Source organism: Curtobacterium sp. KBS0715, assembly GCF_005938005.2.
In the GTDB taxonomy this organism is placed as follows: Bacteria; Actinomycetota; Actinomycetes; order Actinomycetales; family Microbacteriaceae; genus Curtobacterium; species Curtobacterium flaccumfaciens.
The window spans coordinates 2635543-2659399 of record NZ_VCCA02000001.1 but is presented as its reverse complement, the minus strand read 5'-3'; the positions used below and the strand labels follow the sequence as shown (position 1 = coordinate 2659399).

The 23857-nt window shown below is 70.7% G+C and carries 19 protein-coding genes and 1 tRNA gene; 17 read left to right on the top strand and 3 right to left on the bottom strand.

All coding sequences use genetic code 11. The annotated features are described in order from the left end of the window. The first annotated feature begins 107 nt into the window (after positions 1 to 107). Both pyk and FFG40_RS12695 read left to right on the top strand, forming a co-directional pair. Positions 108 to 1553 (top strand): pyruvate kinase, encoded by a 1446-nt coding sequence (gene pyk, locus FFG40_RS12700; protein ID WP_017887208.1) that lies wholly within the window; start codon positions 108 to 110, stop codon positions 1551 to 1553. Between the two features lie 130 nt (positions 1554 to 1683). After that, entirely contained in the window at positions 1684 to 2778 is a 1095-nt protein-coding gene (locus FFG40_RS12695; protein WP_138803566.1) for a VIT1/CCC1 transporter family protein, read from the top strand. Positions 2779 to 2801: 23 nt separating this feature from the next. Here the strand turns inward: FFG40_RS12695 and FFG40_RS12690 are convergent, their stop codons facing one another. Beyond that, positions 2802 to 3341: an HdeD family acid-resistance protein gene (locus FFG40_RS12690; RefSeq protein WP_163343589.1), complete on the bottom strand. Its 540-nt coding sequence runs from the start codon at positions 3339 to 3341 to the stop codon at positions 2802 to 2804. A 151-nt stretch (positions 3342 to 3492) separates the two neighbouring features. On the opposite strand from FFG40_RS12690, the gene FFG40_RS12685 reads away from it, so the two are divergent. The 6 genes from FFG40_RS12685 (at position 3493) to FFG40_RS12660 (ending at position 8137) form a co-directional block, all read left to right on the top strand. Then, on the top strand, positions 3493 to 5034 hold the full coding sequence (locus FFG40_RS12685; RefSeq protein ID WP_138803564.1) for an aldehyde dehydrogenase family protein: 1542 nt from the start codon (positions 3493 to 3495) through the stop codon (positions 5032 to 5034). After that, the gene (locus tag FFG40_RS12680; RefSeq protein ID WP_138803563.1) at positions 5034 to 5432 is read left to right on the top strand and encodes a DUF779 domain-containing protein; all 399 of its coding nucleotides are present in this window, start codon (positions 5034 to 5036) and stop codon (positions 5430 to 5432) included. The genes FFG40_RS12685 and FFG40_RS12680 overlap by 1 nt, the downstream gene beginning before the upstream one ends. 52 nt (positions 5433 to 5484) lie before the next feature. Next, positions 5485 to 6654: a helix-turn-helix domain-containing protein gene (locus tag FFG40_RS12675; protein WP_138803562.1), complete on the top strand. Its 1170-nt coding sequence runs from the start codon at positions 5485 to 5487 to the stop codon at positions 6652 to 6654. Positions 6655 to 6709: 55 nt separating this feature from the next. Continuing rightward, a tRNA-Leu gene (locus FFG40_RS12670) sits at positions 6710 to 6791 on the top strand. Between the two features lie 160 nt (positions 6792 to 6951). After that, on the top strand, positions 6952 to 7557 hold the full coding sequence (locus FFG40_RS12665; protein WP_017887240.1) for an ANTAR domain-containing response regulator: 606 nt from the start codon (positions 6952 to 6954) through the stop codon (positions 7555 to 7557). Positions 7558 to 7666: 109 nt separating this feature from the next. Next, positions 7667 to 8137 (top strand): GNAT family N-acetyltransferase, encoded by a 471-nt coding sequence (locus FFG40_RS12660; RefSeq protein ID WP_111056409.1) that lies wholly within the window; start codon positions 7667 to 7669, stop codon positions 8135 to 8137. 24 nt (positions 8138 to 8161) lie between these two features. Here the strand turns inward: FFG40_RS12660 and FFG40_RS12655 are convergent, their stop codons facing one another. Further along, a complete protein-coding gene (locus FFG40_RS12655; protein ID WP_051596794.1) occupies positions 8162 to 8530 on the bottom strand; it encodes a PaaI family thioesterase in 369 nt (122 codons plus the stop codon). Between the two features lie 128 nt (positions 8531 to 8658). Between FFG40_RS12655 and polA the strand changes: the two genes are divergently transcribed. The 7 genes from polA to FFG40_RS12620 all read left to right on the top strand — a co-directional run bounded on the left by polA (position 8659) and on the right by FFG40_RS12620 (position 19211). Then, entirely contained in the window at positions 8659 to 11301 is a 2643-nt protein-coding gene (gene polA / locus FFG40_RS12650; RefSeq protein WP_260678871.1) for a DNA polymerase I, read from the top strand. A gap of 50 nt (positions 11302 to 11351) precedes the next feature. Next, positions 11352 to 13031, top strand: a complete 1680-nt coding sequence (locus FFG40_RS12645; RefSeq protein ID WP_138803560.1) for a DUF885 domain-containing protein — start codon at positions 11352 to 11354, stop codon at positions 13029 to 13031. Positions 13032 to 13189: 158 nt separating this feature from the next. After that, on the top strand, positions 13190 to 14665 hold the full coding sequence (gene rpsA / locus FFG40_RS12640; RefSeq protein WP_027465699.1) for a 30S ribosomal protein S1: 1476 nt from the start codon (positions 13190 to 13192) through the stop codon (positions 14663 to 14665). Between the two features lie 92 nt (positions 14666 to 14757). Continuing rightward, positions 14758 to 15360 carry a dephospho-CoA kinase gene (coaE, locus tag FFG40_RS12635; RefSeq protein WP_138803559.1) on the top strand — a complete coding sequence of 201 codons (603 nt, stop codon included), beginning with the start codon at positions 14758 to 14760 and terminating at the stop codon, positions 15358 to 15360. Further along, complete coding sequence (locus tag FFG40_RS12630; RefSeq protein WP_138803558.1) at positions 15357 to 16400, top strand: BPSS1187 family protein; 1044 nt, start codon at positions 15357 to 15359, stop codon at positions 16398 to 16400. Before coaE ends, FFG40_RS12630 begins: the two co-directional genes overlap by 4 nt. A gap of 22 nt (positions 16401 to 16422) precedes the next feature. After that, positions 16423 to 17919 carry a class I adenylate-forming enzyme family protein gene (locus FFG40_RS12625; protein ID WP_138803557.1) on the top strand — a complete coding sequence of 499 codons (1497 nt, stop codon included), beginning with the start codon at positions 16423 to 16425 and terminating at the stop codon, positions 17917 to 17919. Continuing rightward, positions 17916 to 19211: an acyltransferase gene (locus FFG40_RS12620; protein WP_138803556.1), complete on the top strand. Its 1296-nt coding sequence runs from the start codon at positions 17916 to 17918 to the stop codon at positions 19209 to 19211. Before FFG40_RS12625 ends, FFG40_RS12620 begins: the two co-directional genes overlap by 4 nt. Positions 19212 to 19346: 135 nt before the next feature. Here the strand turns inward: FFG40_RS12620 and FFG40_RS12615 are convergent, their stop codons facing one another. Continuing rightward, positions 19347 to 20675 carry an MFS transporter gene (locus FFG40_RS12615; protein WP_138803555.1) on the bottom strand — a complete coding sequence of 443 codons (1329 nt, stop codon included), beginning with the start codon at positions 20673 to 20675 and terminating at the stop codon, positions 19347 to 19349. 170 nt (positions 20676 to 20845) lie between these two features. Here FFG40_RS12615 and uvrB point away from each other — a divergent pair, with 170 nt between their 5' ends. Further along, on the top strand, positions 20846 to 22918 hold the full coding sequence (uvrB, locus tag FFG40_RS12610) for an excinuclease ABC subunit UvrB (protein WP_138804005.1): 2073 nt from the start codon (positions 20846 to 20848) through the stop codon (positions 22916 to 22918). Continuing rightward, complete coding sequence (locus FFG40_RS12605; RefSeq protein ID WP_138803554.1) at positions 22908 to 23825, top strand: SDR family NAD(P)-dependent oxidoreductase; 918 nt, start codon at positions 22908 to 22910, stop codon at positions 23823 to 23825. The genes uvrB and FFG40_RS12605 overlap by 11 nt, the downstream gene beginning before the upstream one ends. Positions 23826 to 23857: the final 32 nt, after the last annotated feature.

The window sequence follows — 23857 nt, the reverse complement described above, 5'->3', positions numbered from 1 at the left end:
GAGCATGAGGCCACCAGCACTCGGTAGGGTGCTGGTGGCCTCGCTTCGTTCCGCGCGGCCCCACAGCGCGGAAACCCAAGCTCCATCCACCACCACGAAGGAATCCATTGAGACGCGCAAAGATCGTTTCGACGCTCGGACCGGCAACGTCGGACTACGAGACCGTCAAGGAGATTATCGAGGCGGGCGTCGACGTCGCCCGCCTCAACCTCAGCCACGGTGACTACAGCGTCCACGAGGCCAACTACGTCAACGTCCGTCGTGCCGCCGAGGAACTCGGCAAGCCCGTCGCGATCCTCGTGGACCTGCAGGGTCCGAAGATCCGTCTGGCACGCTTCGCCGACGGTCCGCACGACCTGGCGGTCGGTGACATCTTCACCATCACGACCGAGGACGTCCCCGGCTCGAAGGAGATCTGCGGCACGACGTTCAAGGGCCTGCCGCAGGACGTCAAGCCCGGTGACCCGCTGCTCATCGACGACGGCCGTGTCCGCCTCCGTGTCCTCGACACCGACGGCGTGCGGGTCCGCACCGAGGTCGTCGTCCCGGGCACGGTGTCCAACAACAAGGGCATCAACCTGCCCGGTGTCGCCGTCAACGTCCCCGCGCTGAGCGAGAAGGACGAGGCCGACCTGCGTTGGGCCATCCGCCAGGGCGCCGACCTCATCGCGCTGTCGTTCGTGCGCAACGCGAGCGACGTCGTGCGTGCCCACGAGATCATGGACGAAGAGGGCAAGCGCCTGCCGGTCATCGCCAAGGTCGAGAAGCCCCAGGCCGTCGACGCCCTCGAGGAGATCATCGACGCCTTCGACAGCATCATGGTCGCCCGCGGTGACCTCGGCGTCGAGCTCCCGCTCGAGGCCGTCCCGATCGTGCAGAAGCGCGCCGTCGAGCTGTCCCGCCGCATGGCGAAGCCGGTCATCGTGGCGACGCAGATGCTCGAGTCGATGATCTCGTCGCCGATCCCCACGCGCGCCGAGACGTCCGACGTCGCCAACGCCGTCCTCGACGGTGCCGACGCGGTCATGCTGTCCGGTGAGACGAGCGTCGGTGAGTACCCGGTGCAGACCGTCCGCACCATGGCGCGCATCGTCGAGTCCACCGAGGACCACGGGCTCGAGCGCATCGCCCCGCTCGGCACCAAGCCGCGCACCCTCGGCGGAGCGATCACCCTCGCCGCCGTCGAGATCGCCGAGTTCACCGAGGCGTCGTACCTCTGCGTCTTCACCGAGTCCGGCGACTCGGCCCGCCGCATGTCACGCCTGCGCCACGGTCTGCCGATCATCGCCTTCACCCCGAACGAGGCCACGCGCCGCCGGATGGCCCTCACGTGGGGTGTCCGTTCGTTCCTGGTGGAGCGGAAGACCCACACCGACGAGCTCTTCTCGCAGGTGGACGACGTCCTCCTCGAGAACGGCCTGGCCGCCCCCGGCGACCGCGTCATCGTGACGGCCGGGTCCCCTCCCGGCATCGAGGGTTCGACGAACGACCTGCGCGTGCACCGGGTGGGCGACGCCCACGCCGAGGCCGCGCCGGCGTACGTCCGGGACTGATCCCGAGGATCCGTCGCCACCAGGGCGCGGACTGGAGGCCCGGTGCGAGCAGCGCCGACCGCTTCCGGTCCGCGCCCTGCCGCGTCTCCACGGCCCTGGTGGTGACCGGACGTCGGCCGCAGGCGGCAGGATGGTCGCTGTGAGCCTCCGATCCGACACCCCGGCGCCGCGCGCCGACGTCCGCCGCTGGCGTCGCTACCTGGCCGACGAACGTGCCGAGGCGGCCGTGTACCGCAACCTCGCTGCCCGCCGTTCCGGCGAGGAGCGCGAGATCCTCGCCGCGCTGGCCGAGGCCGAGGGACGCCACGCCGACCACTGGCTCGACCTGCTCGGCGACGACGTCGGCCGGCCGCGGCGGGGGAGCCTGCGCACCCGGGTGCTCGCCGTGCTGGCCAAGCGGTTCGGGTCGGTCTTCGTCCTCGCGCTCATGCAGCGCGCCGAGGACCGCTCGCCGTACGCCGACGACTCGGACGCGACCGCGCGGATGGCCGCCGACGAGCGGATCCACGGCGAGGTCGTGCGCGGGCTCGCGAACCGCGGCCGGATGCGGCTGTCCGGCACGTTCCGGGCGGCGGTGTTCGGCGCGAACGACGGCCTGGTGTCCAACCTGGCGCTCATCATCGGCATCAGCGCCTCCGGTGCCGACCGGCACTTCGTGCTGCTGAGCGGCATCGCCGGCCTGCTGGCCGGCGCGTTGTCGATGGGGGCGGGGGAGTACGTCTCCGTCCGGTCGCAGCGCGAGCTGCTCGAGGCGTCCGCGCCGCACCCCGAGGCAGGCAGGGCGGTGTCGGACCTCGACGTCGACGCGAACGAGCTCGCCCTGGTCTACCGGGCGCGCGGGATGTCCGAGGCCGAGGCGACCGAGCACGCCGCACAGGTGCTGTCCGGCATCGGTGAGCGGCGTCCGGCGACCGGTTCCACCGCGGTCGCGGACGACCACGAGGCGGTCGGCACCGGGCTGAGCGCCGCGGTGTCGAGCTTCTGCTTCTTCGCGTCGGGCGCGATCATCCCGGTGCTGCCGTTCCTGTTCGGCATGCAGGGGTGGCCGGCGATCGCGGTGGCCGGCGGGCTGGTGGGCATCGCCCTGCTCGGCACCGGTGCCGTCGTCGGCGTGCTGAGCGGAGCGTCTCCCGGCAAGCGCGCCTTCCGGCAGCTCGCCATCGGGTTCGGTGCGGCGATCGTCACCTACGCACTCGGGCTGCTCTTCGGCACCGGGTCGGCCTAGCGGCGGACGGCGGCGCGCCGCGGCTACCGGCGGACGGCGGCCCGCGGCGGCAGGAGCAGCAGGGCCGCGGCCCCGACGACGATGAGCGCGATGCCCGCGAAGACCATGAAGACGGTGAGCGCGAGTCCGGGCGCGACGAGCACGACGACGCCCCCGATGATCGACAGCACGCCGCTGACGACGGTCGGGACGCGTGACGAACCCGGGTGGCCGACGAAGCCGCCGACGATCGCGGCGACCCCCTCGATCAGGAACCCGACCCCGGCGAGCACGGCGTAGACGACGAGCGGGATCGCCGGGTCGAGCAGCGTCACGAGCCCCGCGACCGCGACCAGGCCGCCGACGATGCCGGACGTCCACCGCCACACCGGCCGAGTGCCGTGGCCCCGCACCGCGGCGAAGACGCGCAGTGCCCCGGCCACGACGAGGTACACGCCGAACAGCAGCGCCACGAGCACGAGCGACGGGCGGGGCCAGACGATGGCCACGATGCCCAGTGCGATGGCGACGACGGCGGTGACGACGACGAACACCCGGAACGTCCTGACGGCACGAGAATCCACGAGCGCTCCTCCCTGATCGCCAGCGCTGGTGTCCAGCACGCTACCCGTCCGGACTCCGGACCGTGCAACGACCTGCAACCCCCGCGGTCGTACCGTGCGGAGCAGGCGCGCGACCCGTGCGCCCCGACAGCGTCGTCGAAAGGGCACCACCATGACCATCGCACCCTCGCCCACCAGCTACGCCGCACCCGGCGAGCCCGGCTCCCTGGTCGCGTACCGATCCCGGTACGACCACTTCATCGGCGGCGAGTACGTGCCGTCCGCCAGTGGGCAGTACTTCGAGAACCCGACGCCCGTCACCGGCAAGGTGTTCACCGAGGTCGCCCGCGGCGACTCCACGGACGTCGACCGCGCCGTCGCCGCCGGATGGAAGGCGTTCCCGGCCTGGGGCCGGACGAGCGCGGCCGAGCGCGCCGTCATCCTCAACAAGATCGCGGACCGCATGGAGGAGCACCTCGAGATGCTCGCCGTCGCCGAGACGTGGGAGAACGGCAAGCCGATCCGCGAGACCCTCGGCGCGGACATCCCGCTCGCGATCGACCACTTCCGGTACTTCGCCGGGGCGATCCGTGCGCAGGAGGGCTCCGCCGGCGAGATCGACCACGACACCGTGGCCTACCACTTCCACGAACCGCTCGGCGTCGTGGGGCAGATCATCCCGTGGAACTTCCCGATCCTGATGGCGGTGTGGAAGCTCGCACCGGCCCTCGCCGCCGGCAACTGCGTCGTGCTGAAGCCCGCCGAGCAGACCCCGGCGTCCATCCACGTGCTCGTCGAGCTCATCCGCGACCTGCTGCCCGCTGGGGTGCTCAACGTCGTCAACGGCTTCGGCATCGAGGTCGGCGCACCGCTCGCGCAGCACCCGGACATCCGGAAGATCGCCTTCACCGGGGAGACCACCACCGGCCGCCTGATCATGCAGTACGCCTCGCAGAGCCTCATCCCGGTGACGCTCGAGCTCGGCGGCAAGAGCCCGAACGTGTTCTTCCCCGACGTGGCGGCCGAGAAGGACTCCTTCTACGACAAGGCGCTCGAGGGCTTCACGTTCTTCAACCTGAACCAGGGCGAGGTCTGCACGTGTCCGTCCCGGGCACTCGTGGCGAAGGAGATCTACGACGGGTTCGTCGCCGACGGCCTGGAACGCGTCCGTGCCGTCAAGCAGGGACACCCGCTCGACCTGTCGACGATGATCGGCGCCCAGGCGTCGAACGACCAGCTCGAGAAGATCCTGAGCTACATCGACATCGGCAAGCAGGAGGGTGCGACGCTCCTGACCGGTGGTGAACGCGCGGACCTGGGCGGCGAACTCTCGGGCGGCTACTACGTCACCCCGACCGTGTTCGAGGGCGACAACTCGATGCGGATCTTCCAGGAGGAGATCTTCGGGCCCGTGCTCGCCCTGACGTCCTTCAGCGGCTACGACGACGCGATCGCCACGGCCAACGACACCCTGTACGGGCTCGGTGCCGGGGTGTGGAGCCGTGACGTCACGACCCTGTACCGCGCCGGACGGGACATCCAGGCCGGGCGGGTCTGGTCGAACACCTACCACCAGTACCCGGCGGGTGCGGCCTTCGGCGGCTACAAGCAGTCCGGCATCGGGCGCGAGAACCACAAGATGATGCTCGACCACTACCAGCAGACGAAGAACCTGCTCGTCTCCTACGCCGACGGACCGATGGGCTTCTTCTGATGCCCGACACCGCACGCGTCGCGGTGACGCCGGCGGCGGGGGAGCTCCTCGGCACCCTCACCGCCCGGCACGGCCCGCTGATGTTCCACCAGTCCGGCGGCTGCTGCGACGGCTCGAGCCCGATGTGCTACCCCGTCGGCATGTTCCGGACCGGTCCGGGGGACGTCCTGCTCGGCGCGTTGCGTGTCGACGGGCTGGACCCGGTCGAGGTCTACATGTCGGTGTCGCAGTTCGAGTACTGGAAGTACACGCACCTGACGATCGACGTCGTCGACGGTCGGGGCGGCGGGTTCTCCGTCGAGGTCCCGGAGGGCAAACGGTTCCTCACCCGGTCGCGGATGTTCGACGACGCCGAGCTCGCCGATCTCGGCCTGGTCCCGCGGGTGGCCCGGACGTAGGCTGACCGCACGCGTCGCGACCCTGCGGCGGGTGGGGTCGATCGGAGGACGCATGCGCGCACCCGGTCGGCTCCGCCCGCTCGTCGCCGCGTCGTGGCAGCGGTCCGCCCGGGTCGACCCCGACGCCGCCCCGGTCCTCGCCCTCGGCGACGACGAACTCGACGCCGTCCGGCGCGACGGTCCCCTCGCCACCCTGCTGCCGGTGGTCCGCCGGCTGCTACTCGACGACTCCCGCTCGGCCGGGTGCGTCGTCGCCGTCGCGGACGCCGCGGGACGTCTCGTCTGGGTCGACGGAGCCCGCTCCACGCGTCGCGCCGCCGAGGACATGGGCTTCGTCCCCGGAGCCGACTGGTCGGAGGACCGCGTCGGCACCAGCGCGCCCGGCACGGCACTGCGCCTGGACCGTCCGGTGCAGATCCGCTCCGACGAGCACTACGCGAACGCCGTCAAGCCGTTCTCGTGCACGGCCGTCCCGGTGCACGACGCGAGCGGCGCCACGGTCGGGGTGCTCGACCTGACGGGTGACGACCGCGCCGTCGAGCGGCACACGCTGTCGCTGCTCGCCGCCACGGTCGCCGCCGCCGAGGCCCAGCTGGCCCTGGCCGCGGTCCGCCCACGCGCGCGGACGCCCCGCGTGCCGTCGGCCGAGCTGACCGTGCTCGGGACCGACACCGCCGTGCTCCGGATCGCCGACCGCCGGGTCGAGCTGTCCGCCCGGCACTCCGAACTGCTCGTCGTGCTCGCCGCACACCCCGACGGCCTCGCGGCGACCGACCTCGCTGCCGCGGTCTACGGTGACCCGCGCTCGGTCGTCACCCTGCGCGCCGAGGTCGTCCGGCTCCGACGGGTCCTCGCGCAGCACGCGCCGGACGTGACCGTGACGTCGCGGCCGTACCGGGTGACCGGAGTCCGGACCGACGTCGACGGCGTGCTGTCCGCGCTCGAACGCGGGGCGCGCCTCCAGGCCGTCGACCGCTACGCCGGACCGGTCCTGCCGGGCTCCGCCGCACCCGGCGTCGACGCGGTCCGTGACCTGGTGCGGCTGCGGTTCCGCGAGTCGGTCGTCGCCGACGGCGGCGTCGACGCCCTGCTCGCGTGGGCGCGCACCCCGGACGGTGCGACCGACGCGCTCGTGCTCCGCGCGCTGCTCGCGGTGCTGCCGCGGCGGTCGCCGCGACGGGCCGGTCTCGTGGCGGCGATCGAGGCGCTCGAGGGCTCCTGAGACGGTCGACGACGGGCCGGGAGGCGCGGGTCGGGCTGGTAGTGTTGGCCTCCTCGCGAGTGTGGTGGAATCGGCAGACACGGGGCACTCAAAATGCTCTGCCTCACGGCGTGCGGGTTCAAGTCCCGCCACTCGTACGAATTGGCTCACGGCGCGCGGGGCACTTCAGGCCCGCGTCCCGCCACTCGTACGAATTGGCTCACGGCGTGCGGGGCAGTTCAGGCCCGCGTCCCGCCACTCGTACCAAACCGGTGGGTCTGGGATACGGCACTTCCGTCGTCTAGTAGGCTTTCGTCCGTGAGTGACACAGAAGCAACAGCACCAGCACCCCGTCGCGTCGTCGTCGCCGAGGACGAGTCGCTCATCCGCCTCGACATCGTGGAGATCCTCCGCGACAACGGGTTCGACGTGGTCGGTGAAGCCGGTGACGGTGAGACCGCCGTCCAGCTCGCGACCGACCTCCGCCCCGACCTCGTCGTGATGGACGTCAAGATGCCCCAGCTCGACGGCATCTCCGCAGCCGAGAAGCTGTCCAAGAACCACATCGCGCCAGTCGTCCTGCTGACCGCGTTCAGCCAGAAGGACCTCGTCGAGCGTGCCACCGAAGCCGGCGCGCTGGCCTACGTGGTCAAGCCCTTCACCCCGAACGACCTGCTCCCCGCGATCGAGATCGCCCTCTCGCGGTACCAGCAGATCATCACGCTCGAGGCCGAGGTCGCCGACCTCGTCGAGCGCTTCGAGACCCGCAAGCTCGTCGACCGCGCCAAGGGCCTGCTGAACGAGAAGATGGGCCTCACCGAGCCCGAGGCGTTCCGCTGGATCCAGAAGGCCTCGATGGACCGCCGCCTGACCATGCACGACGTCGCGAAGGCGATCATCGAGCAGCTCAGCGCCAAGAAGTAGTCCAGCGCTCCACCGTCGCTCACGGAACGCCGCCGGCCCCCCTGGGGTCGGCGGCGTTCCTGCGTCCGGGGGCGGGGCGTGTGCCGCGACCACCTGGCAGGCTGGAGCCATGGACGACGTGGTGATCCGGGCCTCCCGGCCTGACGACATGCCGGCGGTGGCCGACCTGCGGTGGCGGTGGAGCGTCGACGAGGACGGCCGCACGCCGGTGCAGACGCCGGACGAGTACCGCCGTGCGATGACGGGGTTCGCGGTCGACCACCGGGAGTCGCACCGGTGCGTCGTCGCCGAGCGGGACGGTGTGGTGCTCGGCATGGCGTGGTTGGCGGTCAACCCGCGACCGCCGGCGCCGCACGTCGACGGCGACCGTTTCGCGGCTGAGCTGCAGACGGTCTACGTGCACCCGGAGCTGCGCGGTTCCGGCGTCGCCGGACGGCTCGTCACGGCCCTGCTGGAGCTCGCCGACGAACTCGGCGTGGAGCGGACGTCGGTGCACTCGAGCGTGGACGGCGAGCGGCTCTACCGGAGGCTCGGGTTCGGCGACGCCCGCCTGTTGCTGCAGCGGCCGCCGGAGGACTGAGCCGTCGGTCCGTCGGTCCGTCGGTCAGCGACGCTCGCGGATCATGTTCGTGATCCGGACGGTGGAGCACCGGCGACCCTGGTCGTCGGTCAGGACGATCTCGTGGGTGGTGAGCGTGCCGCCCAGGTGGATGGCGGTGCACGTGCCCGTGACGATGCCGCTCGTGGCGCTCCGGGAGTGCGAGGCGCTGAGCTCGATGCCGACGGCGTAGCGGCCGGGCCCGGCGTGCACGTTCGCGGCCATCGAACCGAGGCTCTCCGCGAGGACGACGTAGGCACCGCCGTGCAGCAGGCCGACCGGCTGGCGGTTGCCCTCGACGGGGATCGAACCGACCGCGCGCTCGGCCGAGAGCTCGGTGATGACCATGCCCATCTTCTCGGCCAGCTCGCCCATGCCGCGTTCGTCGATGCGGGGATCGATCGTGGTCGAGGTGGTGTCGTCGGTCACGGTCTGCGTCGACCTTCCGTGTCAGCGGGCGTCGGTAGGCTGTCCGGGTGTCGGACTCCGCAAAGCCTACCCTCATGGTCATCGACGGCCACTCGCTCGCCTTCCGGGCCTTCTACGCGCTGCCGGTCGACAGCTTCGTGAACCGCGAGGGGCAGCACACCAACGCGATCCACGGCTTCATCTCGATGCTGCTGATGCTCCTGCAGCGCGAGAAGCCCACCCACCTGGCGGTGGCGTTCGACATCTCCCGGTTCTCGTTCCGCACGCGTGAGTACGCCGAGTACAAGGGCACCCGCTCCGAGACCCCGGCCGAGTTCAAGGGACAGATCCCGCTCCTGCAGCAGGCGCTCGAGGCGATGGGCATCACCACCGTCACGAAAGAGGACTACGAGGCCGACGACATCCTCGCGACCCTCTCCAAGCAGGGCGCCGACCAGGGCTTCACGGTCTACGTGGTCTCCGGTGACCGCGACTCGATCCAGCTCGTCAACGACGACGTCACGCTGCTCTACCCGTCGGTCCGCGGTGTCTCCGAACTCACCCGCTACGACCGCGACAAGGTCTACGAGCGGTACGGCATCGAACCCCACCAGTACCCGGACATCGCGGCCCTGGTCGGCGAGACCAGCGACAACCTGATCGGCATCGACAAGGTCGGCGAGAAGACCGCGGTCAAGTGGGTGACCCAGTACGGGTCGCTCGACGGCGTCCTCGAGCACGCCGACGAGATCAAGGGCGTCGTCGGCAACAACCTGCGCGAGCAGCGGGACCGGGCGATCCGGAACCGCCGGCTCAACCGCCTGGTCACCGACGTCGAGCTGCCCGTCGGTCCCGCCGACGTCGCGCTCCGCCCGGTCGACGAGACCGCGGTGCGCGAGCTCTTCGCCAAGCTGCAGTTCCGCACGCTGCTCGACCGCGTCTTCAAGGTGGCCGGGTCGGGCGACCCCGCCGAGCCGGCGGCCGAGGGCACCGTCACCGACGGCGCGCCGACCCCGCCGCCCGTCAAGACCCTGATCGACGAAGAACTCGGCTACTGGCTCGAGCGCCGCAACGCGACCGAGGCGGCGAACGGCTACGGCGTCGCGGTCGAGGTCATCGACGGACGCCTCAGCGCCATCGGCATCGCGACCCACGACGACGCCGTGCTGGTGCCGGGCGGCAGCGGCGCGAAGGACTACGAGCAGCTCTCGGCCTGGTTCGCCTCCGACGCCCCGAAGCACTTCCACGACGCCAAGGCCGCCGTCAAGGCGCTCGGCACCGCCGGCTTCGTCGTGAACGGCATCGCCGGCGACGCCCGGATCATGGGGTGGCTCGCCCAGCCCGGCAAGCAGGGGCAGCCGCTGTCCGACCTCGTCTACCAGGAGCTCGGCGAAGAACTGCCGACGGCCGACCCGAACCAGCTGGTCCCCGAGACCGACCCGGTCAACGTCGGGGTGCACGCGTGGTTCGTGCTCCGCGTCACCACGGCCCTGCGCGCCCGGATCGACGCGTCCTCGCTGCAGGTCCTCGACGACATCGAGCTGCCGCTCGTGTCGGTGCTGGCCGGCATGGAGACCATCGGTGTCGGCATCGACCGCCCGGTGCTCACCGGTCTGTCGAAGGAACTCGGGGAGCGCGCCGCCGAACTCGCGCAGCAGGCCTTCGCCGAGATCGGGCACGAGGTCAACCTCGGGTCGCCGAAGCAGCTGCAGGAAGTCCTGTTCACCGAGCTCGCGATGCCGAAGACCCGCAAGACCAAGACCGGGTTCTCGACCGACGCCGCGAGCCTGGCCGACCTGCAGGAACAGCACCCGCACCCGTTCCTCGGGCTCCTGCTGCAGCACCGCGACGCCACGAAGCTCCGGCAGATCGTCGACACGCTCGACGCCGCCGTGGTCGACGGGCGCATCCACACCCGCTACGAGCAGACCGGTACGAGCACCGGCCGGGTCTCGTCGACCGACCCGAACCTGCAGAACATCCCGGTGAAGACGGCCGTCGGTCGCCGGATCCGGTCGGCGTTCGCGGTCGCCGAGCCGTACACGACGCTCGTGACCGCCGACTACTCGCAGATCGAGATGCGGATCATGGCGCACCTCTCCGGCGACCCGGGGCTCATCCAGGCCTTCAACGAGGGCGAGGACCTGCACCGCTTCGTCGGCGCCCGGGTGTTCGGCGTCGACCCGTCCGAGGTCTCCAACGAGATGCGCACCAAGGTCAAGGCGATGTCCTACGGCCTGGCCTACGGGTTGAGTGCCTTCGGTCTGTCGAAGCAGCTGCGCATCGAGCAGTCCGAGGCCCGAACCCTGATGACCGAGTACTTCGCCCGCTTCGGTGCGGTGCGCGACTACCTGCGCAACGTCGTCGAGCAGGCGCGCGAGGACGGCTACACCGAGACGATCTTCGGTCGCCGTCGCCCGTTCCCCGACCTGAAGAGCCCGAACCGGGTCCTGCGTGAGAACGCCGAACGCGCCGCGCTGAACGCCCCGATCCAGGGTTCGGCCGCCGACATCATCAAGATCGCGATGCTCGGGGTCGCCGACGACCTGCGCGAGGGCGAGCTGCAGTCCCACCTGCTGCTCCAGGTGCACGACGAGCTCATCCTCGAGGTCGCGCCCGGTGAGCAGGAGCGTGTGGAGGAGATCCTCCGCACCCGGATGGGCGGCGCTGCCGAGCTGAGCGTCCCGCTCGACGTCTCGGTCGGCGTGGGGCCGAACTGGGAGAGCGCCGCCCACTGACCCGGGCGACCCGGGGGTCCTGTCGACCCACGGGTCGGTAGGGTCGGGGCATGAGCGAAGAGCGTCCTGTCCGCCAGCCGTCCGCCGTCGACCGCGTCGCCGAGGACTGGGTCACCACCCTCGTCGACCTCGACCCGACGACCGCCACGTACATCGGCGTCCCGGGGCGCACGGGGGAGTACGGCGACACCTCGCCCGCCGGTGCCGCCGCGATGGCCGAGGCCGCGCGCGGTGCGAAGCGTGCGCTCGACGCCGCTCCCGCCGTCGACTCCGTGGACCAGGTGACGAAGGCCGACCTCGGCGCCGAGCTGCACCTGGTGCAGGAGTCGTACGAGCGCAAGCTGCACCTCCGCGACCTCAACGTCATCGCGAGCCCGGCACAGTCGGTCCGCGAGATCATCGACCTGATGCCGACCGCGACCGAGGGCGACTGGCAGGACATCGCGAGCCGGCTGCACGCGCTGCCGGACGCCCTCGAGGGCATCCGCGAGACCCTGCTCGAGGGCACCCGCGAAGACGTCACCCCGGCCAAGCGCCAGGTCGCCCTGGTCGCCGAGCAGGCAGCGCGGAACGGCGCCGAGGACGGCTTCTTCGCGCGCCTCGCCGAAGGCGCCGCGTTCGACGACGGTTCGCCGGTGCCGGACACGCTCCGCACCGAGCTCGCCCACGGAGCCCAGGTCGCCTCGGCCGCGTACCGCTCGCTCGGGCAGTTCCTGGAGCACGAGCTGCTGCCGCTCGCCACCCCGGTGGACGCCGTCGGTCGCGAAGCCTACGAGCTGCACTCGCGCCGGTTCCTCGGTGCGGTCGTCGACCTCGACGAGACGTACGAGTGGGGCCTCGAGGAACTCGCGCGCATGCGGGACGAGCAGGAGCGCATCGCCGACCGCATCGAGTCCGGCGCGAGCGTCGCCCGGGCGATCGAGGTGCTCGACACCGACCCGTCCCGGATCCTGCACGGAACCGACGCGCTGCAGCGGTGGATGCAGGAGACGAGTGACGCGTCGATCGCCGCGATGGCCGGGACCTACTTCGACATCCCGGACCCGATCCGTCGCCTGGAGTGCCGGATCGCCCCCACGCAGGAGGGCGGCATCTACTACAGCGGCCCCTCCGACGACTTCTCCCGTGCCGGCCGCATGTGGTGGTCGGTGCCCGAGGGCGTCACCGAGTTCGGCACCTGGCGCGAGAAGACGACGGTCTACCACGAGGGCGTCCCCGGACACCACCTGCAGATCAGCCAGGGCGTCTACAACCGCGGCGAGCTGAACACCTGGCGCCGGCAGCTGTCCGGGTCCTCCGGGCACGTCGAGGGCTGGGCCCTGTACGCCGAGCGGCTGATGGAGCAGCTCGGGTTCCTCGACGACGACGGCGACCGGCTCGGCATGCTCGACGGGCAGCGGATGCGTGCGGCCCGCGTCGTGCTCGACATCGGCGTGCACCTGCAGAAGACGAACCCCGACGGCGGCGGCTGGACCTGGGAGTACGCGCTCGACTTCATGGGGCAGAACGTCAACATGGACCCGGCGTTCGTCCGGTTCGAGGTCGCCCGGTACTTCGGGTGGCCGGGGCAGGCACCCTCGTACAAGGTCGGCCAGCGTGTCTGGGAGTCCATCCGCGACGAGGTTGCCGCGCGCGAGGGAGCCGAGTTCGACCTGAAGGCGTTCCACCACCGGGCGCTCTCGCTCGGCAGCATCGGCCTCGACACCCTCCGGACCGCGCTGGTCGGGTGACGCGCCGTCGACACGCCCGGTTGTGGGGCCTCCGCCGGTGCGGTTAGACTTGTGCGGCGCAATCCGCGCCACTCAATCAATCGCCACGGCGGTGCACCACGGGGGCCGAGTCCCCGCACGCCATGGCCCGACTCATGTCCGTTCGGAGCAATCTCTACATGACAACCACTACGACCAAGGCTCCTAAGCAGGTCGCCATCAACGACATCGGTTCGGCTGATGACTTCCTGGCCGAGGTCGAGAAGACCCTGAAGTTCTTCAACGACGGTGATCTCATCTCCGGCACCGTCGTGAAGATCGACCGCGACGAGGTCCTCCTCGACGTCGGTTACAAGACCGAGGGCGTCATCCCCTCGCGCGAGCTCTCGATCAAGCACGACGTCGACCCCAACGAGGTCGTCGAGGTCGGCGACGAGGTCGAGGCCCTGGTTCTCCAGAAGGAGGACAAGGAAGGCCGCCTCATCCTGTCGAAGAAGCGCGCGCAGTACGAGCGTGCGTGGGGCGACGTCGAGAAGATCAAGGAGTCCGACGGCGTCGTGACCGGGACGGTCATCGAGGTCGTCAAGGGCGGTCTCATCGTCGACATCGGCCTCCGTGGCTTCCTCCCCGCATCGCTCATCGAGCTCCGTCGTGTCCGCGACCTCACGCCGTACCTCGGCCAGGAGATCGAGGCCAAGATCCTCGAGCTCGACAAGAACCGCAACAACGTGGTCCTGTCGCGCCGTGCGCTCCTCGAGCAGACGCAGTCCGAGTCCCGGACGACGTTCCTCAACAACCTCCACAAGGGCCAGGTCCGCAAGGGCATCGTGTCCTCGATCGTCAACTTCGGTGCGTTCGTGGACCTCGGCGGCGTCGACGGTCTCGTCCACGTCTCCGAGCTCAGCTGGAAGCACATCGAGCACGCCAGCGAGGTCGTCGAGGTCGGTCAGGAAGTCACCGTCGAGATCCTCGAGGTCGACCTGGACCGCGAGCGCGTGTCGCTCTCGCTCAAGGCGACGCAGGAGGACCCGTGGCAGGTCTTCGCCCGCACCCACGCGATCGGTCAGATCGCACCGGGCAAGGTCACGAAGCTCGTCCCGTTCGGTGCCTTCGTCCGCGTTGCCGACGGCATCGAGGGTCTCGTGCACATCTCGGAGCTCTCGAACAAGCACGTCGAGCTCGCCGAGCAGGTCGTGTCGGTCAACGACGAGGTCTTCGTCAAGATCATCGACATCGACCTCGACCGTCGCCGCATCTCGCTCAGCCTCAAGCAGGCGAACGAGGGCGTGGACCCGGAGAGCGACGAGTTCGACCCGGCGCTCTACGGCATGCCGACCGAGTACGACGACAAGGGTGACTACAAGTACCCCGAGGGCTTCGACCCGGAGACCAACGAGTGGCTCGAGGGCTACGACACGCAGCGCACCGAGTGGGAGGGCCAGTACGCGGCCGCCCAGGCGCGTTGGGAAGCCCACAAGGCGCAGGTCGCGAAGACCATCGCCGACGAGGCGCAGGGTGGCTTCGACCTCCCGGCCACGGCTTCCTCGTCGTCGTCGACCTCGTCGTTCGCCGGCGAGACGGGTGGCGCAAGCCCCCTGGCCGACGACGCGTCGCTCGCTGCACTCCGCGAGAAGCTCAGCTCGACCAACAACTGATCGAGCGGTTCGTCACGACCGGAAGCCCGGCACCCCTGACAGGGTGCCGGGCTTCCGGCGTTTCCGGGCATCGGGGTCGTTACCCTGTTGCCGTGCACATCATCGGACTCACGGGCGGCATCGCCGCGGGCAAGTCGACCGTCTCCCGGCGCTGGACCGAGCACGGGGCCGTCGTGGTCGACGCCGACCGACTCGCACGGGATGCCGTGGCACCGGGCAGCCCGGGCCTGGCGCAGGTCGCCGAGCGGTTCGGACCGTCGGTGATCGCCGCCGACGGTTCCCTCGACCGGCCGGCGCTCGGGTCGATCGTGTTCGCGGACCCCGCGGCGCGGAAGGACCTCGAAGCCATCACGCACCCCGAGGTCTGGCGGCTCGCGCAGCAGGCGTTCGACGCCGCCGAGGCCGCCGACCCCGACGCCGTGGTGGTCTACGACGTGCCGTTGCTCGCCGAGGCCCGCGGCTCGCGCCCGCTCCGGTTCGACGCGGTCGTGGTGGTCGACGCCCCCGCGGCGCAGCGCATCGAACGGCTCGTCGAGCACCGCGGGATGGCCCGTGACGAGGCCGAGCGTCGCGTCGCCGCCCAGGCGAGCGATGCCGAGCGTCTCGCCCTCGCCGACCACGTCGTCGACGCCACCGGGACGCTCGAGCAGACGATACGCTCCGCTGACGAGGTGTGGGCGCGGATCACGGCATGAGTCACCGTCTGCTGCTGGTCCTCGCCGCGATCGTCCTCGTGGCGATCGGGGCCGGTTCGCTCGTCGCCGCGAACGTCCTCGGTGCCCAGCGTGTGGCGGACAACGGCCGGGTCGCGGTCCACGAGCGGCCGTCGGGTGACGAACACGGGCCTGACGGCGAGTTCCACCGGTTCCGGCTCGGCACGGTGAACGGTGAGCGGCTCACCCCGAACCGCGACGACTTCGCCGCGCGCACGTCGGCCGACGGTCCGCTCCTGTTGTTCCTGCCCGCGACCCGGGCCCGTCCGGCCGAGTACCAGCGGTTCCTGGCGGCCGCGTTGGCCGACGGCTACCACGTGCTCGGCCTCGACTACTGGAACCTCGGTCGTACGCTGTCCGGCACGTGCGAGGCGGACGCGCGCTGCTACGGCATGGTCCAGCGGAACCGCTTCGACGGCACCCGGCCGTCGGAGTTCAGCGCGGTCAGTCCGGCAGGGTCCATCGTCTCGCGCTTCCGTGACGCCGTCGCGTACCTCGACGACCACGACCCCGACGGCGGCTGGGGGCGGTTCGTCCAGGGCGACGACCGCATCGTCTGGAACGACGTCGTCGTGGCCGGACACTCGCAGGGCGGCGGAGAGGCGGCGTACATCGCGCACATCCGCAGTGTCCACGGCGCGCTGATGTTCTCCTCGCCCGTCGAGTCCCGCGGGCCGTCGCACGCAGCGTGGATGGACCGCCCTGGCCGGACACCGGTCGACCGGATGTACGCCATCGACGACGTCAGTGACACGTTCGGCCCCCGCATCACCGGTTCGTGGGACGTCCTCGGGCTGAGTGGCGTGTCCGGGCCGTTCGAGACGGACACCACCCCGCCCGTCGCCGGCGCGGACCCGCACGCGATCCTCACCGACCTCGGCGGCGACGGCAAGGCGCACTCCCTGATCATCAAGGACTCGACACCGCTCACCCGTGACGGCGTTCCCCGGATGCTCCCGCTCTGGCAGTGGATGCTGCACCGGTTCTCCACAGATCCCGCTCTTCCCTCCGACCGCTCATAGGGTCGCGCAATAGCCTTTCCGCGTGCAGCCCGTTCGCGATGAACCCGATCTGCGCTCGCTCATCCGGGCCCGTGCGGTCGACGGGGGCGAGCGCCACTTCCTCGAGGACGCTCGCTCCGAGCGCGTCCTGACGTACCGTGCGCTGGACGACGCGGTCACCGCCTGGTCGCGGACCTTCGACGCGATCGGCATCGCCCCGTCGGGTGCCGTCGTGGTCGACGTGGGCGACCCGCTCGCGTTCACGGTCGTGCACCTCAGCGCCGTCGCCGCAGGCCGCCGGGCGATCCCCGTCGACACCGGCCAGCCGGCCACCGAGCCCGGCCGTCTCGCCGACCTGATCGGCGGCGCGTCCATCGTCGTGTCCGACCGCGCGGTGGACGCGACCGTCCCCGGGGCACCGGCCAGCGGGATCGACCCCGCCACGTTCCTCCCGACCGCCGTCCGTGACGGCGACCTGCCCGCCGACAGCCCGCACGCGCCGGGTCAGGGGTCCGTCGTGCTGTTCACCTCCGGGTCGACCGGTACGCCGAAGGGCGTCGAGCTGCCCGAGGCACAGCTGCTGTTCGTCGCGCGGGCCGTCGCGCGGCACAACCGGCTCGTACCGGACGACCGCGGGTTCAACTCGTTGCCGCTGTTCCACGTCAACGCCGAGGTGGTCGGGCTGCTCGCGACGCTCGTCGCCGGCGCGACCCTGGTGCTCGACCGGCGCTTCCGTCGCACCGGGTTCTGGGACCTGCTCGCCGAACGACGGATCACCTGGCTGAACGCCGTCCCGGCCGTCCTGGCCGTGCTGGCGAAGACCGGGCCGCTCGAGTTCCCGTCGGGCCTGCGGTTCGTGCGCAGCGCGTCGGCACCGCTGCCCGATCCCGTGCGCGCCGCCCTCGGCGACGTGCCGCTCGTCGTGAGCTGGGGCATGACCGAGGGTGCCTCGCAGATCACGGCGACCCCGCTGGACGAACCGGCCCGGCCGGGGACCGTCGGGGTACCGGTCGGGTCCGAGGTGCAGGTCCGCGGCGAGGACGGCTCGCTCCTGGCCGCCGACGAGATCGGCGCCCTGTGGGTGCGTGGTCCGGGGATCGTCCGCGGGTACCTCGGGGGCCGTGCGTCCGAGCGGTTCGACGCCGACGGCTGGCTCCACACCGGTGACGTCGGCTCCGTGAGCGCCGACGGCTGGGTGTCCCTGGCCGGGCGTTCGGACGACGTCATCAACCGCGGTGGCGAGAAGGTCTACCCGTCCGAGGTGGAGGACGTCCTGCTCGGCGATCCACGTGTGCTCGAGGCGGTCGTCGTCGGCCGCCCCGACGACGTGCTCGGTGCGGTCCCGATCGCCTACGTGATCCCGCAGCCCGACGAACCCGTCGACCACGCAGCCCTCGTGGCCGACCTCGTGGCCCGGGCCGAGGCGCACCTGACGCGGTTCCGCCGACCGGTCGAGGTCATCGTCGTGCCCGACCTGCCGCGTGCACCCACCGGCAAGGTGCAGCGCGCGGAGGTCCGGACCATGGCCCGACCCTCGTGAGCCGACCAGCACGCGTGTCCCCGGAGTCGACCGGCGCTGAGCCGGGGGTGCAGACGCCGACGCGCACGGCCGAGGGCAAGCCCCGGCACCTGTACGAGGTCGACGTGCTCCGCATCCTCACGTTCGCGTGCGTGATCGGGGTGCACACCACGAGCCACACCGCCGCCGCCGACGACGTCGGGCTGAACGCGCTGCTCGCCCTGCTGCACTTCACCCGGCTGGTCTTCTTCTCGCTGACCGCGTTCGTGCTCGTGTACAGCTACACGTTGCGCCCGCGGCCGATGGCGCAGTTCTGGCCGAAGCGGTTCCTGCTCGTGGGCGTGCCGTACCTGGCGTGGTCGTTCGTCTACGTCGGGTCGGCGTGGCTGCTGAGCCCGACCCGCCGTGGCGACGTCCCGGACCTGGTGCGCACCGCGGCCGAGGGCATCGTCACCGGCACCTCGTGGTACCACCTGTACTTCCTGCTCGTGACGATGCAGGTGTACCTGCTCCTGCCGGTGATCGTCTGGCTGGTGCGCCGGACCCGCGGGCACCACGTCACCGTGCTGGTCGTGGCGTTCCTGGTCCAGCTGGTGGTGTTCGCCGGGTACAAGTACTTCCCGGCGAGCGACGCGTGGATGCACGGGTACCAGAAGCAGTTCTTCTTCTCGTACGTCTTCTTCATCGTCTCCGGGGCGATCGCCGCCGACCACGCGGACGCGTTCCTGCGGTTCATCCGGGTCCACCGGCGATCGGTGCTGTGGGCCTTCGCCGGCGTCGGTGGACTCACCCTCGGCGTGTGGGCGCTGCAGGTCGGCCTCGGGCAGTCCCTCTACGCCGCGGGGACACCGCTGCAGCCGATCCAGGTGGTCTGGAGCACCGCGGTGTTCGTCGGGTTCCTGGCGATCGGCGCCGCCTGGGCGGACCGCCGGCGACCCGGCAGCCGGACCGCCCGGTTCGTCGACTACGCGTCCGATCGCTCGTTCGGCATCTTCCTGAGCCACCCGTTCGTCATCTGGATCCTGCTCTACGGCGACAGCTGGCTCGAGGCCGTCGTGCCACGGCCGTGGCTCACCCTCGTCGCCTACGTGCTCGTTCTGGTGCTGTCCGTCGCGGTGACCGAGCTGTTCCGGCGGACGCCGTTCAGCGTGCCGCTGACCGGCCGGACGTCGTTGTCCTCGCGGGCGTCGCGAGCAGCGCGGGCGCGTCGTTCCGCAGGCGCGACGGTGCCCCGGCGGTCGCCGGAACCGGTGGAGCCCGACGATGCCCTCGTCGGCGAGACGGACGACGTCGGGCGGCGCGCCGCGCGCTGAGCGCCGCCTCGCACCAGCCGTGCGGAGCGGTGGACGCGGGGCGGGCAGCCTGGAGGCACGTGGCGGGCCCGCCACGTGCCTCCCGGCCGTCGCGCGCGGACCACCAGGGCCGGCGCCCGTTCCGCGCGTCGCCCGTCAGGCCGGGCGCTGCTCGGCCTTCGGGGTGCCGATCTCGAGGACGCCGTCGGTGGAGGTCAGCCGCTGCGGCTTCATGAACCAGGCGACGACGGCCGCGGCTCCGAGCAGGACGCAGGAGAGCGCGAAGGGCACCTGCCAGCCCGAGGCGTCGATGAGCAGGCCGAACACGATGGGCGAGACCACACCGGCGATGCCGAACCCGGTGTTCATGAAGCCCGAGGCCGTGCCGGACCACTGCGGCGCGACGTCCATCGGGATCGCCCAGAGGTTGGCGTTGCAGAGTTCGAGGAAGAAGAACGACAGGGCCAGCGAGATCGTCGCGACGAGCAGGCCCTGCCCGATCACGAGTGGGATGAGGCAGAGGAGCGAACCGCCGAGCCCGATCACCAGGATGGTCCGGCGGGCGTTCCGGGTGTTCCCGCCGCGGTGGATGATGCGGTCGCTGAGCATCCCACCGACCGTGTCCCCGACGACACCGGCCAGCAGGATGAGGGTGGTGAACAGCGCGAAGTCGCCGATCTCCAGGCCGTAGGTGGAGCTGAGGAACGTCGGGAGCCACGTGAGGAACACCCACAGCGTCCAGCCGTACCCGAAGTCGACGAAGGTGACCGGCAGGATCTGCTTCGCCATCTGTCGCCACGGCACCGGGGGACGGGTCGCGCGGGTCTCGACCGGCGGGAGCTCGGCGAGCTCGACCTGCGTGATGCCCTTCGCGGACTCGGGCTCGTCGCGGAACCAGACGAACCAGACGACGGCCCACGCCAGGGACAGCACCGCGGTGGCGAAGAACGCCCAGCGCCAGCTGCCCGTCGCGCCGATCACCCAGGCGACGATGAGCGGCGCCAGGGCGTTGCCGAGCCGTGCCGCCGAGTGGACCACGCCCTGGGCGAAGCCGTTCCGGTCACGGGGGATCCACCGGCTCATCGCCTGCGTGGCGGTCGGGAACGCGGCGGCCTCGCTCAGCCCGAGCAGGGCCCGTGCGGCGAAGAGGGTCCAGAAGCCGACCGCGAACCCGGTCCAGAGCGTCGCGACGCCCCAGATCACCGTGATGACGAAGAGCGCCCTGCGCGGTCCGAACTTCTCGCTGATCGTGCCGCCGAACACCTGCAGCAGGGCGTACGGCAACGAGAACGCGGAGACGATGAGGCCGGCGGTCGCCTCGTTGAACCCGAACTCCTCGGTGATGTGCGGCAGCGCGGTCGAGATGTTCGTCCGGTCGATGTACGAGATCGCGTACATGCAGCAGAGCAGGACGAGCACACGCCCGCGGATGCGTCCGCGGAACGGGGTGCCCTTGATCGGTGCGGCCGGGGTCGCCGTGGTCATGAGGCCTCTTCGGGGGAGTGGGAAGGAGTCGGGTGACGGAACGGATCGGACGGTATGCCCGGCCACCATCAGTCGACTTGGAGCCTGCTTGCAGCGGACAATACGCCGAGGGCGAGCAGGGGCCCTCGGTGTCAGGGGTGCCGACTACCGTTGTCCCCATGGGTGTTGCGATCGAACCGACCCGAGCGGTGCGTCCGTTCGAGGTCATCAGCGAGTACTCGCCGAGTGGCGACCAGCCCGCGGCCATCGCGGAACTCGCCGGGCGGATCAACGCCGGTGAGACCGACGTCGTGCTGCTGGGTGCGACCGGTACCGGCAAGTCGGCGACGACCGCGTGGCTCATCGAGCAGGTGCAGCGGCCGACGCTGGTGCTCGCGCACAACAAGACCCTGGCGGCGCAGCTCGCCAACGAGTTCCGCAGCCTGATGCCGAACAACGCGGTCGAGTACTTCGTCTCGTACTACGACTACTACCAGCCCGAGGCGTACGTCCCGCAGACGGACACCTTCATCGAGAAGGACTCCTCGGTCAACGCCGAGGTCGAACGACTCCGGCACTCCACGACGAACTCGCTGCTCAGCCGGCGCGACACCGTGGTGGTGTCGACCGTCTCCTGCATCTACGGTCTCGGCACCCCCGAGCAGTACATGAACGCATCGGTCGCGCTCCACGTGGGTCAGACGATCTCCCGCGACCAGCTCGTCCGCAAGTTCGTCGCCATGCAGTACCAGCGCAACGACGTCGACTTCGCCCGGGGCACGTTCCGCGTGCGCGGCGACACCATCGAGATCATCCCGATGTACGAAGAGCACGCGATCCGCATCGAGATGTTCGGCGACGAGATCGAAGCGCTCTCGTCGCTGCACCCCCTCACCGGCAACGTCATCGACGACCTGCCCGCCGTGTCGATCTTCCCGGCCTCGCACTACGTCGCGGACACCGACGTGATGCACCGGGCGATCGCCTCCATCAAGGAAGAACTCGCGGAACGGCTCGCCGAGCTCGAGGGCCAGGGCAAGCTGCTCGAGGCCCAGCGCCTCCGGATGCGCACCACGTTCGACATCGAGATGATGGAGCAGATCGGGTTCTGCTCGGGCATCGAGAACTACTCGCGGCACATGGACGGCCGTGGTCCGGGCGAAGCACCGCACTGCCTCATCGACTACTTCCCCGACGACTTCCTCATCGTGATCGACGAGTCGCACGTCACCGTGCCGCAGATCGGCGCGATGTACGAAGGCGACGCCTCGCGCAAGCGCACCCTCGTCGAGCACGGGTTCCGCCTGCCGAGCGCGATGGACAACCGCCCCCTGAAGTGGGAGGAGTTCCTCGAGCGCGTCGGGCAGAAGGTCTACCTGTCGGCCACCCCCGGGCGCTACGAGCTCGGTGTCACCGACAGCGTGGTCGAGCAGATCATCCGCCCGACCGGCCTGATCGACCCCGAGATCGTGGTCAAGCCGAGCGACGGCCAGATCGACGACCTGCTCGAGGAGATCAAGCAGCGGGTCGAGAAGGACGAGCGCGTCCTCGTCACCACGCTGACCAAGCGCATGGCCGAGGAACTCACCGACTTCCTCGGGAACGCGGGCGTGCGTGTCCGGTACCTGCACTCCGACGTCGACACCCTCAAGCGCGTCGAGCTGCTGACCGAGCTGCGGCAGGGTGTCTACGACGTGCTCGTCGGCATCAACCTGCTGCGCGAGGGCCTCGACCTGCCCGAGGTGTCGCTCGTGGCGATCCTCGATGCCGACAAGGAAGGCTTCCTCCGCTCGTCGACGTCGCTCATCCAGACGATCGGTCGCGCTGCCCGCAACGTGTCGGGCCAGGTGCTCATGTACGCCGACAAGATGACCGACTCGATGAAGACCGCGATCGAGGAGACCGATCGCCGTCGTGAGAAGCAGGTCGCCTACAACCTGGAGCGGGGCATCGACCCCCAGCCGCTGCGCAAGAAGATCGCCGACATCACCGAGGTCCTGCAGCGCGAGAACGACGACACGAAGGCGCTCCTGCAGGGTCGCCCGGGCAGTGACGGCCGTCGGTCGCCCACGCCGAACCTCAAGCGCGGCGGCATCGCGGGCGAGGGCGCGACGCAGCTCGGCGCCACCATCGCCGACCTGAACGACCAGATGCTGCAGGCTGCGGCCGAGCTGAAGTTCGAGCTCGCGGCGCGACTGCGCGACGAGGTGCAGGACCTGAAGAAGGCCCTGCGCCAGATGGAGGCGGCCGGGCATGTCAGCTGACGGCGCCCGCACGGTCGTTGTCACCGGTGCGAGTGCCGGGCTCGGGTACCACGCCGCCGAGCAGCTCGCCGCGGCGGGGCACCGTGTGGTGCTGGCCACGCGCGACCGCCACCGGGCGGAGGCCGCCGAGCGCAGCATCCGGCGGCACGTCGACGGGGCCTCGCTCGCCCACGTCCACCTCGACCTCGCCGACCTCGACTCGGTCGACGCTGCCGCCGACGAACTCGCCGCGCTGGAACCCGGCGGCGTCGACGCGGTCGTGAACAACGCCGGGGTCGTCGGGGCGTCCACGCGGGGGAGCACGGCGCAGGGCACCGAACTGCAGATCGGCACGAACCACCTCGGACACTTCGCGTGGACCGCGCTGGTCCTGCCCCTGCTCGAACGACGAGCCGGCCGGGTCGTGCACCTCGGGTCTATCGCCCACCGGTTCGCCCAGCTCGACGCGACCGATCCGCTCGGGGTCGGTCGGTACTCGAGCCATCGCCAGTACGCCAGGAGCAAGCTCGCGGTGATGCTGTTCGGCTTCGAGCTCGCCGAACGACTGGCCGACTCGGGGTCGTCCGTGTCGAGCGTCGTCGCGCACCCCGGCCTGTCGCTCGACCGACTGTCACCGGCACGCCCGGACGTCAGCCCGACACGACCCGAACCCGAGTGGATCCGCCCGGCACAGCGCATCGTCGCCCAGGGCAAGGACATCGGCGCCCAGCCGCTCGTCCACGCTGCCGTCGGTGCGGACGTGCGCTCCGGGGAGTACTGGGGCCCGGCAGGCTGGATGCAGCTCCGTGGCGCGGCCACGGTGGTCGCGGCCGAACCACGGGCGCACGACAGGACGGTCGCAGCGCAGCTCTGGGCGGCGAGCGAGCGTGCATCCGGTGTCGCGTTCGCTCTCGACGCACTCGTCTGACCCTCCATCCCGGCCGAATGTCGGTGCCGCTT

Excerpts from the sequence above, each read along its gene's own strand:
- FFG40_RS12655 (WP_051596794.1), bottom strand. The coding sequence starts at position 8,530 with ATGGGCGAGCTGGCCGAGAAGATGGGCATGGTCATCACCGAGCTCTCG.
- FFG40_RS12605 (WP_138803554.1), top strand. The coding sequence starts at position 22,908 with ATGTCAGCTGACGGCGCCCGCACGGTCGTTGTCACCGGTGCGAGTGCC.
- FFG40_RS12615 (WP_138803555.1), bottom strand. The coding sequence starts at position 20,675 with ATGACCACGGCGACCCCGGCCGCACCGATCAAGGGCACCCCGTTCCGC.
- rpsA (WP_027465699.1), top strand. The coding sequence starts at position 13,190 with ATGACAACCACTACGACCAAGGCTCCTAAGCAGGTCGCCATCAACGAC.
- FFG40_RS12695 (WP_138803566.1), top strand. The coding sequence starts at position 1,684 with ATGGTCGCTGTGAGCCTCCGATCCGACACCCCGGCGCCGCGCGCCGAC.
- FFG40_RS12630 (WP_138803558.1), top strand. The coding sequence starts at position 15,357 with ATGAGTCACCGTCTGCTGCTGGTCCTCGCCGCGATCGTCCTCGTGGCG.
- polA (WP_260678871.1), top strand. The coding sequence starts at position 8,659 with ATGGTCATCGACGGCCACTCGCTCGCCTTCCGGGCCTTCTACGCGCTG.
- FFG40_RS12645 (WP_138803560.1), top strand. The coding sequence starts at position 11,352 with ATGAGCGAAGAGCGTCCTGTCCGCCAGCCGTCCGCCGTCGACCGCGTC.
- FFG40_RS12660 (WP_111056409.1), top strand. The coding sequence starts at position 7,667 with ATGGACGACGTGGTGATCCGGGCCTCCCGGCCTGACGACATGCCGGCG.
- FFG40_RS12675 (WP_138803562.1), top strand. The coding sequence starts at position 5,485 with ATGCGCGCACCCGGTCGGCTCCGCCCGCTCGTCGCCGCGTCGTGGCAG.
- FFG40_RS12680 (WP_138803563.1), top strand. The coding sequence starts at position 5,034 with ATGCCCGACACCGCACGCGTCGCGGTGACGCCGGCGGCGGGGGAGCTC.
- FFG40_RS12685 (WP_138803564.1), top strand. The coding sequence starts at position 3,493 with ATGACCATCGCACCCTCGCCCACCAGCTACGCCGCACCCGGCGAGCCC.